Annotated in this window: 8 protein-coding genes and 1 pseudogene; 6 read left to right on the plus strand and 3 right to left on the minus strand. The window is 73.1% G+C overall.

From position 1 onward, the window contains the following. Window positions 1-204 precede the first annotated feature (204 nt). The 6 genes from ACH4LD_RS26950 to moeZ all read left to right on the plus strand — a co-directional run bounded on the left by ACH4LD_RS26950 (window position 205) and on the right by moeZ (window position 6,970). On the plus strand, window positions 205-2,031 hold the full coding sequence (locus tag ACH4LD_RS26950; RefSeq protein WP_398056151.1) for a DUF3492 domain-containing protein: 1,827 nt from the start codon (window positions 205-207) through the stop codon (window positions 2,029-2,031). A 734-nt stretch (window positions 2,032-2,765) separates the two neighbouring features. Continuing rightward, window positions 2,766-3,845, plus strand: a complete 1,080-nt coding sequence (locus tag ACH4LD_RS26955) for a hypothetical protein (protein WP_398056150.1) — start codon at window positions 2,766-2,768, stop codon at window positions 3,843-3,845. Window positions 3,846-3,912: 67 nt separating this feature from the next. Continuing rightward, window positions 3,913-4,035, plus strand: a complete 123-nt coding sequence (locus tag ACH4LD_RS26960; RefSeq protein ID WP_398056149.1) for a hypothetical protein — start codon at window positions 3,913-3,915, stop codon at window positions 4,033-4,035. Beyond that, complete coding sequence (locus ACH4LD_RS26965; protein ID WP_132788537.1) at window positions 4,032-4,991, plus strand: NAD-dependent epimerase/dehydratase family protein; 960 nt, start codon at window positions 4,032-4,034, stop codon at window positions 4,989-4,991. Before ACH4LD_RS26960 ends, ACH4LD_RS26965 begins: the two co-directional genes overlap by 4 nt. Beyond that, window positions 4,979-5,728: a spherulation-specific family 4 protein gene (locus tag ACH4LD_RS26970; protein WP_398056148.1), complete on the plus strand. Its 750-nt coding sequence runs from the start codon at window positions 4,979-4,981 to the stop codon at window positions 5,726-5,728. The genes ACH4LD_RS26965 and ACH4LD_RS26970 overlap by 13 nt, the downstream gene beginning before the upstream one ends. 63 nt (window positions 5,729-5,791) lie before the next feature. Beyond that, the gene (gene moeZ / locus ACH4LD_RS26975) at window positions 5,792-6,970 is read left to right on the plus strand and encodes an adenylyltransferase/sulfurtransferase MoeZ (RefSeq protein WP_103817693.1); all 1,179 of its coding nucleotides are present in this window, start codon (window positions 5,792-5,794) and stop codon (window positions 6,968-6,970) included. Window positions 6,971-7,035: 65 nt separating this feature from the next. On the opposite strand, the pseudogene ACH4LD_RS26980 reads toward moeZ, so the two are convergent. The 3 genes and pseudogenes from ACH4LD_RS26980 to ACH4LD_RS26990 form a co-directional block, all read right to left on the minus strand. Further along, window positions 7,036-8,594, minus strand: a pseudogene (locus tag ACH4LD_RS26980) (alpha/beta hydrolase). A gap of 148 nt (window positions 8,595-8,742) precedes the next feature. Beyond that, window positions 8,743-10,287, minus strand: a complete 1,545-nt coding sequence (locus tag ACH4LD_RS26985; RefSeq protein WP_398056147.1) for an alpha/beta hydrolase — start codon at window positions 10,285-10,287, stop codon at window positions 8,743-8,745. A 94-nt stretch (window positions 10,288-10,381) separates the two neighbouring features. Further along, window positions 10,382-13,249 (minus strand): YbhN family protein, encoded by a 2,868-nt coding sequence (locus ACH4LD_RS26990; protein WP_398056146.1) that lies wholly within the window; start codon window positions 13,247-13,249, stop codon window positions 10,382-10,384. Window positions 13,250-13,279: the final 30 nt, after the last annotated feature.

Here is a 13,279-nt window from a genome sequence, read left to right on the forward strand (position 1 = left end):
TTTTGTTTGGCGCCCCCCCGCCCCGGGGGGGTTTTCTGGGGGGGGGTTTTTTTTTTTTTTTCCCCCCCCCCCCCCCCCCCGCGCGGGGGGCCGGCCCCCCCCCCCCCCCCCCCCCCCCCCCACCGCCTTGTCCCCTTACGTTCGTCCCGCTGCGAGCCGCCAGGACAACGGCGGCTCCCCAGACGGGAGATCGGGGGTGCACACGTGCGCATAGGACTGCTTACCGAGGGTGGTTACCCCTATGCGAGCGGTGACGCCATGCTCTGGTGCGACCGGCTCGTACGCGGGCTCGACCAGCACGAGTTCGACGTCTACGCGCTCAGTCGCGGCCGGCACCAGGAAGCCGAGGGCTGCGTTCCGCTCCCGCCGCAGGTCAGCCGGGTACGCACAGCGCCGCTGTGGACGGCCGTGGACGACGGGGTCGCGTACGGGCGACGCGCACGCCGGCGCTTCGCCGAGTGCTACGGGGAGCTGGTGTCGGCGGTGTGCGCCGGGGGCGACGGGGGAGGGGCCGAAGGCGCAGGGGGCGCCGAGGCAGGGTTGCTGCGCGTCGGGGGCGTCGCGGCCGGGGCTGAGCGTGCGGGGGGCACCGGGGCCGGGTCCGGGTACGCGTCGGACATCCTCCGGTCGCAGGGCGCTTCCGCCGATCTGGCGGACCGTTTCGGCAGTGCCCTGTACGCGCTCGCCGAACTCGCCCGCGAGGAGGGCGGACTCGTCGGCGCCCTGCGCTCCGACGCTGCCGTGCGCGCCTTGGAACGCGCCTGTCGCGCGCCTCGCGCGCTCCGCACGGCGCGCGAGGCGCGCGTAGCCGATCTGCTCACCGTCGCCGCGCACCTCGAACGCGCCCTGCGCCCGCTCTCCCTCGACTGGTACGGCGACGACGGCCTCGGCGCGGCCGACCTCTGCCACGCCACCTCGGGCGGCCCCGCGGCCCTCTGCGGCCTCCTCGCCCGGCACTTCTCCGGCGTACCGTTGCTGGTCACCGAATACGGCGTGCACCTCCGCTCGCACTACCTGACCCTCGGCTCCGACAACGCCACCCCCGCCGTACGCGCCCTGCTCGGCGCCTTCCACGGCCGGCTCGCCGCCGAGGTCTACCGGGGAGCCGAGATCCTCACCCCGGGCAACGCCCACGCCCGCCGCTGGCAGGAACGGTGCGGCGCCGACCGCGCCCGTATCCGCACGGTGTACCCCGGCATGGCGGCCGACCGGTTCACGGAGGTCGGCGAGTCCCCGGACCGCGCCGACCCGCACACCCTGGTCTGGGTGGGACGCGTGGACCCCGCCAAGGACCTGGTGTCGCTGCTGCACGCCTTCGCGGAGGTGCGCAAGGAGGAGCCCGAGGCGCGTCTGCGGATCGTCGGCGCGCCCTCCGGTGCGGAGGGCGCGGCGTACCTGGGGCACTGCCGGGCGCTCGCCGCCCAGCTGTTCCCGGACGAGGCGGAGGGCGCGCACGCCGTGGGCGACAACCCCGTCTCCTTCGAGGAGATCGGCGCCCCGGACGTCCCGACGCTGCCCGACGCGTACGCCGCCGGCGCGGTCGTCGTCCTCTCCAGCGTCATCGAGGGCTTCCCGATCAGCCTCGTCGAGGCGATGTTCTGCGGCCGGGCCACCGTGTCCACGGACGTGGGCGCGGTGGTGGAGGTCATCGGCGGCACGGGACTGGTCGTGCCCCCGCGCAACCCCAGGGCGCTCGCCGAGGCGTGCGTGGCGCTGCTGCGCGACCCCGAGCGCCGTGAGCGCCTGGGTGCCGCCGCACGTGCACGGGCGCTCGAACTGTTCACCGTCGAGCAGAACGTCGCGGCATTTCACGGCATTTACCTGGAGATCGTCTCGCGCTGCCCGGTCCGCCGGGTGGTCCTGGACCAGTCCGGCGAACCCCTGCCGTTCGCCGCCCCCGCCGAGTCCCACGTCCCCGGCCACTGGACCGGCCCCACACCCCGCGTCCTTCCCCGCTCCATCCCTACCTGGGCCACGACCACCCCCGTCCGAGCGACCCCGCTGGCGACGGCGACGGAGGGTGTCCGATGAGCGAGCTGGACGCACGTCCGGCGGACGGGCCGGTCACCGGCCCGGCGGGCGAGCCGGGTGGTGCCGACTCCGTGACGGGCGGTGACACGCCGGGCTGGAGGGAGCCGACCGGAGCGGACCGGCCCGACTCCGGTGGTGGAGACCGCCGCAGCGAGCCGACCGGAGCGGACCGACCCGACTCCGTCACGGGCGGTGACACGCCGGACCGGAAGGAGCCGACCGGAGCGGACCGGCCGGGGATGCCGAGCGGAGCCGATCCGTGGGACGCGCGGTCGGGGGAGTGGCTGGCGGACGTGCCCGACGAGCGCTCCGCGCGAGCCGCGGGGTCGTCGTTCGCCGGGGCAGAACGGCGCTCCCCATCACCGGCCGTCTCTGCCGGGCAGGGGTCGGGATCACCGGGCGTCTCTGTCGGGCACGGCTCTGGATTGCCGGTCGGCGGGCAGCTTTCCGGATCGCTGGCCGTCTCCGCCAGTCAGGTCTCTGGACCACCAGCCGCCGGGCAGTTCTCCGGAACGCCGGCCGTCACCGCCGGGCAGTTCCCCGGGGCGCCGGCCGTCTCCGCCGGGCAAGCCGCTGGATCACCTGCCGCCCCTGCCGAGCAGTGCTCCGCGCAAGCACCCGAGGCTCCGCCGGTCCCGACCCCGCTCGGCTCCCGCGCCGTACCGGATGCGCGGCCGGGGGAGGGCGCCCCGCGGCGGTGGGCCCCCGCGCCCCGTCGTGGGTCCGGCGACCCGGTGAAATCCCTGCTGCACCGGTACCGGGAACTGTGCGAGCGGGCCGTGGATCCCTTGGAGATCGCCGCGGGGCTGGAGGCACACGGCGTCACCGACCGCGCCGCCGCCCGCTTCCGGCACCGTGACGTCTTCTCGCTCGCCGAAGAGCTGTACGCGCGCGTGCCGCGCACCGCCGAGCCGCGCCAGGAACCCGAGCCCCTGCCGGTGCCCCGGATCCGCGCCGGCTGGGTCCTGCTCGCCCTCCTGCCCGGAGCGCTCGGCACGGCCACGGTGACCGGAGTGCGCCTCACCCAGGGACACCCCCGCCAGCTGGCGGCACTCGGCGGCCTCCTCGCCGTAGCCCTGGCCACGCGCGCTGCACTGCGGCACGGCCCACTCTCCGGCCCGCCCGGCACCCGCGCGTGGCGCACCACGGTCGGCACGCGTGCGTGGACGCTCTGGCTGCTCGGGTACGCCCTCCTCGGCGACGGCCTCCTCCACGCCGTCCTGACGGGCGGCCCCGACACCCCGCCCACCGCGGCCCCGGACGGTCCCTGGCCCATGGCCATCGCACCTGTCCTCGCCCTCCTGCTGGCCTGTGCCCCCGCGGCCTGGTCCGCCCACCTCCTCGCCGCCGGCGCCCGCCGCAGGCTCGCCCGCAGCCGGGGCCTGGAGGACTTCACGGCAGCCGCGAGACCCCTGCTGCTCGGCGTGCTCGCCATGTTCCTGGGCGCCCTCGCCGCACTGCTCGCGCTCTGCGGCACCCTCCTGCACGCGCCCGCGGCCCACCCGCAGGCCCTCGCCCTGGGCGCCCTGCTCCTGCTCGCCCGCCTGCTCACCGTGCACCGCCACCGGCACGCCCCCGCCCTCGCGCTGGGCGCCGCCGCGGCCACGGAGGCGGCGGCCCTGGCGCTGCCACTGGCCGGCCGGCTGCCCGGTTGCGCCTTCCTGGCGGCCCCGGTGGAGACCCTGGTCGGCGCCTGGGGCGAGGCCGCCGCACCGGCCCTCGCCTGTGGCACCGCGGCCCTCGCCCTCCTCTGGCACGCCGCCCGCACCCTCACCCAGGCCTCGGCCCACGCGCCGACGGGAGCACCCGACTGAACCTTCCGCCACCGGCCCGACGCACCGCCGGCGGCAACCGCACGACCCCTCTGAAGGAGAAGACCAGATGACCACCTCCCGACCCGGAGCGACCGGAACCCCCGGAACCACCGGAGCGCCCGGCACCGCCGAAGGAGCCGTCGAGACGGCCGGTACCACCGGCGCGCACACCCCGGGAGCCGCACGATGAGGGTCCTGCTGATCGGAGCCAACGGATTCATCGGCCGCTTCGTCGCCGACCGCCTGCTCGCCGACCCGGCCGTCCAGCTCACCGCGCTCGGCCGCGGCGACGACGCCGATGTCCGCTTCGACCTCGCCACCGGCAGCCCGGGCGCGCTCACCCGGTTCCTCGACGCGGTCCACCCCGGAGTCGTCATCAACTGCGCCGGCGCCACGCGCGGGGGCGCCCGCGACCTCACCCGGCACAACACGGTCGCCGTGGCCACCGTCTGCGAGGCCCTGCGCCGCAGCGGCTGCGGTGCCCGCCTGGTGCAGATCGGCTGCGGTTCCGAGTACGGCCCCAGCCAGCCCGGTTCCTCCACGGCCGAGGACGCCGTGCCGCGCCCCGGCGGCCCGTACGGCGTCAGCAAGCTCGCCGCGACCGAACTGGTCCTCGGCTCCGGTCTGGACGCCGTCGTGCTGCGGGTCTTCTCACCGGCCGGCCCCGGCACCCCGGCCGGCTCCCCGCTCGGCCGGCTCGCGGAGGCCATGCGCCGCGCCATGCAGTCCAGCGACGGTGAACTCAAGCTCGGCGGCCTCGGTGTCCAGCGCGACTTCGTCGACGTCCGCGATGTGGCCCGGGCCGTGCACGCCGCCTCGCTCTCCGCCGCGCAGGGCGTGATCAACATCGGCTCCGGCCGTGCCGTCCGGCTCAGGGACGCCGCCGCCGTCCTCGCGCGCGTGGCCGGATACGGCGGCGCCCTGCACGAACTCGACGCTCCGCCCGGGCCGCTGCGCGGCGCCATCGGACACCCCCGCGCCGACTCCGAGCACGCGGTCCCGGTGGCGTACCCGTACCCGGACGGCTGCGGCAGCTGGCAGCAGGCCGATGTGCGCACCGCGCGCGACCGGCTCGGCTGGCGGCCCCGCATCAACCTCGAAGAATCCCTGGCCGACATCTGGATGGAGGCGGCATGCCGCATCTGACCAGCACCACGGCGGGCGCCACCGGCACCGGTGTCCGCACCGCCCTCGGCATCCCCGGCTACGCCCACCCGCTCGTCGCCCCGGCCCAGTGGGCGGAACTCGCCCGCCCCGGCACCCCGCTGGACTGGGTGGTCCTCGACGTCGCCGCCGGCCCCGGCACCCGCCCCGACCCGCACTGCCTGGAAGCGGCGTGCCGGCTCCGCGCCGCCGGCGTCCGCGTCCTCGGCCACCTGGACCTCACCTACGGCGCCCGCGCCTTCGGCGACCTGCTCTCCGACGCCCACCGCCACCTCGACTGGTACGGCGTCGACGGCTTCCTGCTGGACCGCTGCCCCACCGAGCGCACCGCGCTCCCCGAGGTGCGCCGTGCGATCACCACGCTCCGCGCGATCAGTGACACCGCCCACATCGTCCTCGGCCACGGCCGCCACCCGCACCCCGGCTACGCCGAGAACGCCGATCAGTTGGTGACCTTCTCCGGCCCCTGGTCCGACTACCGCTGGTCGCAGGCGGCCGAGTGGACCGCCGACTACCCACCGGACCGCTTCTGCCACTTCGTGCACGGCGTGCCCCGCGCCCACCTGGACGAGGCGCTGCGGATCGCCCGCTGGCAGGGGGCGGCCACGATCTACTTCACGGACCGTACGGACAGGGACGGTCGCGCGGACCCCTGGGAGACCATGCCCGGCTACTGGGACGACATCGTCTCGCGAGTCGGAACGGGTGTCTCGGAATGAAGAAGGCCGTGGCAGTGTTACAGAGAGAACAACTGTAGTGATCGACCGACCAACGGAGTCCCCGTGTCGCTGCCACCCCTGGTCGAGCCAGCTCCTGAGCTCACCGTAGACGAGGTCCGCAGGTACTCCCGCCACCTGATCATCCCCGACGTGGGCATGGACGGGCAGAAGCGGCTGAAGAACGCCAAGGTGCTCTGTGTGGGCGCCGGCGGCCTGGGCTCGCCGGCGCTGATGTACCTGGCCGCCGCGGGCGTGGGAACCCTCGGCATCGTGGAGTTCGACGAGGTCGACGAGTCGAACCTGCAGCGCCAGATCATTCACAGCCAGTCCGACATCGGCCGCTCCAAGGCCGAGTCCGCGCGCGACAGCGTCAAGGGCATCAACCCGTACGTGAACGTGATCCTTCACGAGGAGCGGCTCGAAGCCGACAACGTGATGGACATCTTCAGCCAGTACGACCTGATCGTCGACGGCACCGACAACTTCGCGACCCGTTACCTGGTCAACGACGCGTGCGTGCTGCTGGGCAAGCCGTACGTGTGGGGCTCGATCTACCGCTTCGACGGCCAGGCTTCGGTGTTCTGGTCCGAGTACGGCCCCTGCTACCGCTGCCTCTACCCGGAGCCCCCGCCCCCCGGCATGGTCCCCTCCTGCGCCGAGGGCGGCGTCCTGGGCGTGCTGTGCGCGTCCATCGGCTCGATCCAGGTCACCGAGGCGATCAAGGTGCTCACCGGCACCGGTGAGCCGCTGGTCGGCCGGCTGATGATCTACGACGCCCTGGAGATGCAGTACCGCCAGGTCAAGGTCCGCAAGGACCCCAACTGCGCGGTCTGCGGCGAGAACCCGACGGTCACCGAGCTCATCGACTACGAGGCCTTCTGCGGCGTCGTCTCCGAGGAGGCCCAGGCGGCGGCGGCCGACTCCACGATCACTCCGAAGCAGCTCAAGGAGTGGATCGACGACGGCGAGAACATCGAGATCATCGACGTCCGCGAGCCGAACGAGTACGAGATCGTCTCCATCCCGGGCGCCAAGCTGATCCCGAAGAACGAGTTCCTCATGGGCACCGCCCTGGAGGGCCTGCCGCAGGACAAGAAGATCGTCCTGCACTGCAAGACGGGTGTCCGCAGTGCGGAAGTCCTCGCGGTCCTGAAGTCCGCGGGCTTCTCCGACGCGGTCCACGTCGGCGGCGGCGTCATCGGCTGGGTCAACCAGATCGAACCGGAGAAGCCGGTCTACTGAGCCGCTGACCCGGTGTGCGTGGCGGGGGCTTCGGGTGCGTACGGCGCCCGGAGCCCCCGTCCGCGTCAGGAGCAGACCTTGCCGTCCTTCGGCACCGTTCCGTGCAGCAGGTAGGCGTCCACCGTCGAGTGGACGCAGTCGCTCCCGTTGCCGTACGCCCCGTGTCCCTCGCCCTTCCAGGTGAGTTCGACACCCACGCCCGGCCCAGTTCGTCGGCCATTCTGCGGGCGCCCTCGTACGGGGTGGCCGGGTCGCCGGTGTTGCCGACCAGCAGGATCGGCGCCGCGCCCGGTGCGCTGACCTCCGGAGTGTCGTACTGGCCCGGCACCGGCCAGTCGTGGCACCAGCCCGCCGTGTCCCAGCCGAGGAAGTCCCCGAACACCGGCGATATCCGCTCGAACTCCGCCAGCCGCCGCTTCGTCTCGACGAGCGTGGGCCGCTGTCTGTCGTCCAGGCACGATATGACCCGCTGGGAGTGGGTCGTCGTGCCGTAGCGGCCCGAGGCGTCCCGGTCGTCGTACTGGTCGGCGAGCGCCAGCAGCCCCGAACCGTCGCCCCGTTGCGCCGACTTCAGGGCGTCGGTCAGCCTCGGCCACATCGACTCGCTGTACAGCGGCAGGATGATCCCGGTGACCGCCAGCGTCTGGGTGAGCTTGCGGCCCGATGACGTCGGCAGCGGTTCGGCGTCGATCCGTGTCAGCAGGTCGGCCACCCTCCGGGTGCCCTGTTCCGGGTCCTGGCCGGTGGACTTCAGGTAGTCGTCCAGAGCCCGCTGGAAGCCGCGCGCCTGGTTCTCGGCGTGGCCCACCGTGTCCGCGGTCGGGTCGACCACCGCGTCGAGGACCAGCCTGCCCACCCGCTTCGGGAACAGGTGGGCGTAGACACCGCCGAGTTCGGTGCCGTACGAGATGCCGAAGTAGTGCAGCTCGTCGTCGCCGAGGACCTGGCGCATCAGGTCCATGTCGCGGGCGGTGTCGGTGGTGGACACATGGGCCAGCAGCGGGCCGGCGGCCTTCTGGCAGCCCTTGCCGAAGTCGGTGGCGTCCTGGAGGTACGCCTTCTCCTCGGCGGGGGTGTCCGGTGTGGCGTCCACGGACTCGGCGGCCTGGATCTCCCGGTCGCCGCGGCAGCGGACGCCCCCGCTCGCGCCGACCCCTCGGGGGTCCCAGCTCACCAGGTCGTAGCGCTCGTGGAGGGACGAGACGGCGCCCTCGAAGTACGGCATCGTCGACACGCCCGAGCCGCCCGGGCCGCCGAAGTTGAACAGCAGCGAGCCGATGCGGTCATCCCCGGTCGCCCGCGCGCGGACGAGGGCGAGCCCGATCGTCCTGCCGTCCGGCCGGGACCAGTCCAGCGGCACCTTGAGCGTCGCGCACCGCCAGGCGCCGCTCGGCGCGGACGGGGTTCCGGTGGCCTCGCAGCGGTGCCAGTCGAGGCGCTGGGAGGTGAGGGAGGCCGGAAGGCCGGCCGGCACCGGCGTGGTCGTGGAGCGCGACGCCGACGGGGGAGGCGAATCCGCTCCCTTGCCCTCGTCCTCGCTCCCGCCCCCGTCGGACGAGCTCCCGCATCCGGCCAGCAGCAGCCCCGCCGCCAGCGCGGCCGTCCACCGCAGCAATCGCACCACGCGCACCCCCCTGACAGGCCCGCCGCATCGTGCCGCGCCGGGCGTTCAGGCCATGGTAGGCGTCCGGGGATCGACCTGCGGGGGCCTGTGGATAACCATCTGACCTGCGGTTTCCCCTGCCATGAGGCCCGTTGTTCTCGGGGGCCCGTCAGGAACAGACCGTGTTGGCCTTCGGTGTCTTCCCATCCAGCAGGTAGCCGTTCACGGCGCTCTGCACGCACTTGTTCTTGCTGTCGTACGCGCCGTGGCCCTGGCCCTTGTACGTCAGCTCGATGCCGACGCCCCTGCCGAGCGCGTCCGCCATCTTCCGCGCGCCCTCGTACGGGGTGGCCGGGTCGCCGGTGTTGCCGATGACGAGGATGGGCGCCGCCCCCGGGGCGCTGACGTCGGGATGGTCGGCCGCGCCCGGCACCGCCCAGTTCGTGCAGCTGACCATCCCCCAGGCCAGGTAGTCGCCGAACAGCGCGGAGGCGGCGCGGAACTCGGGCAGGCTCCGCTGGACGTGGTCCGCGGTGTACCGGGGTTTCTCGTCGGCGCAGTTGATGGCGGTGTTCGCCGCGGTGAGGTTGCTGTACTCGCCGTTCTCGCTGCGGCCGTTCATCGAGTCGGAGAGCAGCATGAGGATCCTGCCGTCGCCGTCGTAGGCCTGCTCCAGCCCCTCGGTGAGGTACTCCCAGAAGTCCTTCGAGTACAGGGACTGTGCGATGCCGTTGGTGGCGGCGGTCTGCGTCAGCTGACGCGGGAAGATGCCCGGGATCGGCTTCTTCTCCAGGTCGGCGAGGAGTTTCGCGATGCGGTCCTTCACCTCCTGCTCGGTGCTGCCGATCGGGCACTCCTCGGTCTTCGAGGTGCAGTCCTCGGCGAAGTTGTCGAGCGCGAGCTGGAAGCCCCTGGCCTGCCCGAGCGCGCTCTCCTCCGGGGTCTGCGTGGGGTCCACGACCGCGTCCAGGACGGCCCGGCCGACGTTCTTCGGGAACAGGTGGGCGTAGACACCGCCGAGTTCGGTTCCGTAGGAGATGCCGAAGTAGTGCAGCTTGTCGTCGCCGAGGACCTGGCGCATCAGGTCCATGTCGCGGGCCGCGTCCGTGGTGCGCACGTGCGGCAGGATCTTCTCGGAGTTCTTCTCACAGGCCGCGTTGAACTGCTTGGTGCGTTGCAGGAGCTGGCCCTGTTCGGCGTGGTCGTCCGGGGTGGCGTCCTGCTGGAAGTACTCGTCCAGCTGGGCGTCGCTCTCGCACTCCACCGGTGCGCTGCGGCCGACCCCGCGCGGGTCGAAGCTGACCAGGTCGTAGCGGGTGCGCAGGGCCGTGTAGTCCGAGCCGAACGCGGGCAGCGTGGTCACGCCGCTGCCGCCCGGGCCGCCGAAGTTGAACACGAGCGAGCCGATCCGCCTGCTCTCGGGCCCACTGGCCCGGGCGCGGATCAGGGCGATGCCGATGGTGTCGCCCTTCGGCCGGCTCCAGTCCAGCGGCGCCTTCATGGTCGCGCACTGCCACTCCCCGCCGTTCGGCAGCGGCGAGGGAGGACTGCCGCCGCCTTCCGCCTCGGAGGGGGCCGGGCAGGACTTCCAGTCCAGCTTCTGCGCCGTGAGATCCCCGTCCTTGCCGCTGTCGCCGCATCCGGCCAGTACAGCGGCGAGCAGCACAGCGGTGGTGGTCAGCGCGGCGGCGCGCAGCAGGAACGGGTTCGCCATACTCCCATCGTGGGGGCGCGCACGCCGGGGCGCGCGGGACGCGGGCCGTAAGAGGTACGAACCGGCGGGGCCGGGACCGCACCGGCAGGCCCGCTTACAGGGCTCCCTTGCGGGTGAGGTGGTTGAAGGCCAGCCAGCCCGGCAGCACCGGCAGCCACAGGGTCAGCAGCCGGAACAGCAGCACGGCCGGCGCGGCGACCTCCTTGGGCAGGCCCACGGCGATCAGGCCGACGGTGAGGGTCGCCTCGACCGCGCCCACGCCGCCGGGGGTGGGCGCCGCGGAGCCGAGCGCGTTGCCGGCGAGGAAGACGACGGCGACGCTGGCGATGCTCAGCGACACCGATCCGTCGCCGAAGGCCCGGATGGAGGCGTCCAGGCACATCACGAAGCAGGCGGTCAGCAGCAGCATGCCGCCGATGCCGGTGATGAGCTTCTGGGGCCGTTGCAGCACGTCGAGCATTCGCGGCACGACACCGGCGAACAGCGACCTCACGCGCGTGACGACGAACTTCCGCAGGAACGGCACCGAGGTGACCACGAGGAGCAGGACGGCCACGGTCAGCAGACCCGCGATGACCGTGCGGGACGGCGACAGCGAGGGCGTCTTCTCGGTGCCGGTCAGATAGCCGAAGGACAGCAGCATCAGGATGTGACAGCCGAGCCCGAACAGCTGCGAGGCGCCGACGCTCGCCACCGCGAGCCCAGGGCGCACGCCGGCGCGTTGCAGGAAGCGCGTGTTGAGGGCCACACCGCCGACCGCGGCCGGCGCGACGATCTTCACGAACGACCCGGCGACCTGCGCCGCCACGGTCCGCGGGAACGGCACCCGTTCCGGTACGAAGCCCAGCAGGGCCATCGCGGCGGCGACGTAGCTGAGCGCGGAGAACAGCACCGCGGCAGCCACCCACCCCCACTGGGCCTGCGCGAACAGCGTGCCGAACTCGATGTGGGTGAGCTGGGTCAGCAGGTAGTACGCGCCGATCGCACCGGCGATGAAGCTGATCAGGGTGCGCGGCCGGACCCGCTCCAGGCGGGCCGGTTCCACGGGCGCCTGGGGCCTGATCCGCAGCACCTGGTGCCGGATCTGGGTGAGCAGATCCTCCTCGCGGGCTTCTTCGAGCGCTTCGTCGATGGCCCGCTTCTCCGCGCGCTGCTCGGCGCGGACCGCCTTCTTGTCGGGCTTTTCGAGCCCGGCCGGGGCCGTTCCGGACGTCTCCTCCAGCCGGGCCAGCTTGGCCTGCCGGGAGGCTTCGAGTACCGCTTCCCGTTCGCGCTCGGCCCGCTCGCGGGCCAGTCGGCGCAGCGTCGCGCGCGTGGAGCGCGTCAGCGCGATCGGCTGGAGCATCGGCAGGCAGTCGGCGACCGCGTCCGGGCCGAGCACGTTGACCGCCGAGGCCACCGCCCGCTCGGCACCGACCCGCAGGCCGAGCGTGGTGACCAGCTGGGCCACGTCCATGCGCAGCAGCAGATCGCCGGCCGCGATCTCGCCACCGCGCAGTTCGGTGAGGATCACCCTGCCGGAACGATCCACCAGAATCGCGTCTCCGGCCAGCCTGCGGTGCGCGATGCGCCGGGACTGCAGCGCCCTCACCTGGTGCCAGGTGTTGCGCAGCAGCTCGTCGGTGATGTCCTCGTCGGCCAGCGAGTCCAGGGTGCGCCCGCCGGTGTGCTCGTAGACGAGCATGACCGCGTCCGGGCCGAGCTCGGAGGTGGCGATCAGCTTGGGAGCGTTGGCGCCCGCCGCGATCGCCGCGTACGCCAGCAGCGCCTCCTGCTCCAGTGCCTGGCGCAGCGACTGGAGGCTGGAGCGGGTGGCGAAGCCGCGCAGGGTGAGGTTGCGCCAGGCACGGTAGAAGAAGCCCTGGGCCTGCTGTTCCCGGTCGACGACCGTGACGTCCAGCGGCGGGCCGTCCTCCAGGGAGACGAAGTAGCGCCGGCCCCGGTCGCCGTTCTCCGTCTCCACCACTTCCTCGCGGGCCGCGCCGACGGGATGGAAGCCGACGTGCCTCAGGCCCGCCATCAGGGTCTGACCGGTCGGGCGGACATTGGGGGAGCCGACCGCGTACAGGGTGCCGTAGGCGATGGTCCAGCCGATCAGCACGGTCAGGATGATCGAGAAGGGGGTCGTGTAGCCGGTGACCAGCATCGAGAACGCGTCGAGCAGCAGCACGATCCACAGCACCGCGCGCCATCTGGGTCTGCGGGACATGCCGACGGCCGTCATGTAGGCGATCACGGGTGCCAGATAGCCGTGCACCGGGTCGGTCAGGGCGTGGATGTCGCCCGGCGAGGGCTGGGTGAGCGCCTCCTGGATCGAGTCCGGGGCGGCCCGGGCGACCCACAGGTCCGTGGCGAGCGTCACTCCGTGCGCCAGGACGGCCGCGAGGACGCCGTCGGCGATGCGCAGCCCGTCCCGTTTGATCAGCCGTTCGATCGCGAACGCGACCGGCACCAGCAGGATCGCGATGCTGGACGCGAGGCCCGCGATCTTGATCAGCAGGTCCGGGGCCTGTCCGGTGCCCTTGTTGATGTCCTGTTCGAGGCCCGAGGTGGTGCCGTGCGCGAACGCGGCGATGGCGAGCAGCACCACGATGCCCAGCAGGCCCACCAGGAGCCGCATCAGGTCGGAGGGGCGGTGCACGCGCGCGGGGAGCAGCGGTTCGTCGCGCTCCACCTGCTCGGCGTGGGGGTCGTCGTCAGCGCACGGACGGTGGTCCGGGGGTGGGTTACCGGGGACGTGCGCCACCTCGGGGGCGGGCGGCCCCTCTGCGACGTCCGCTCCGCCGTCGCCACGCGCGCGCGTGGCGACGTCCTCGCGCTGACCGGCGTCTTCCTGGTGGTGCCGGCCGGTGTCTTCCTGCTGCGCGCCGGTGCCGCCGTCGTCCGCGCGGGCGGGACCGGGGCGCGCGGAGGCATCAGGGGTGCCCGCCGCTCCTTCGGGGTGCACGCCCTGCTCCTTCATGGTCTCTTCGTGGTCTCGTATCACCAGTCA

The sequence above is a fragment of the Streptomyces sp. NPDC017676 genome, from assembly GCF_044329325.1.
Taxonomy (GTDB): domain Bacteria; phylum Actinomycetota; class Actinomycetes; order Streptomycetales; family Streptomycetaceae; genus Streptomyces.

Bases quoted from the DNA above. Each gene is read 5' to 3' on its own strand.
- ACH4LD_RS26960 (WP_398056149.1), top strand. From the start codon at position 3,913: ATGACCACCTCCCGACCCGGAGCGACCGGAACCCCCGGAACCACCGGA.
- ACH4LD_RS26965 (WP_132788537.1), top strand. From the start codon at position 4,032: ATGAGGGTCCTGCTGATCGGAGCCAACGGATTCATCGGCCGCTTCGTC.
- ACH4LD_RS26970 (WP_398056148.1), top strand. From the start codon at position 4,979: ATGCCGCATCTGACCAGCACCACGGCGGGCGCCACCGGCACCGGTGTC.
- ACH4LD_RS26985 (WP_398056147.1), bottom strand. From the start codon at position 10,287: ATGGCGAACCCGTTCCTGCTGCGCGCCGCCGCGCTGACCACCACCGCT.
- ACH4LD_RS26990 (WP_398056146.1), bottom strand. From the start codon at position 13,249: ATGAAGGAGCAGGGCGTGCACCCCGAAGGAGCGGCGGGCACCCCTGAT.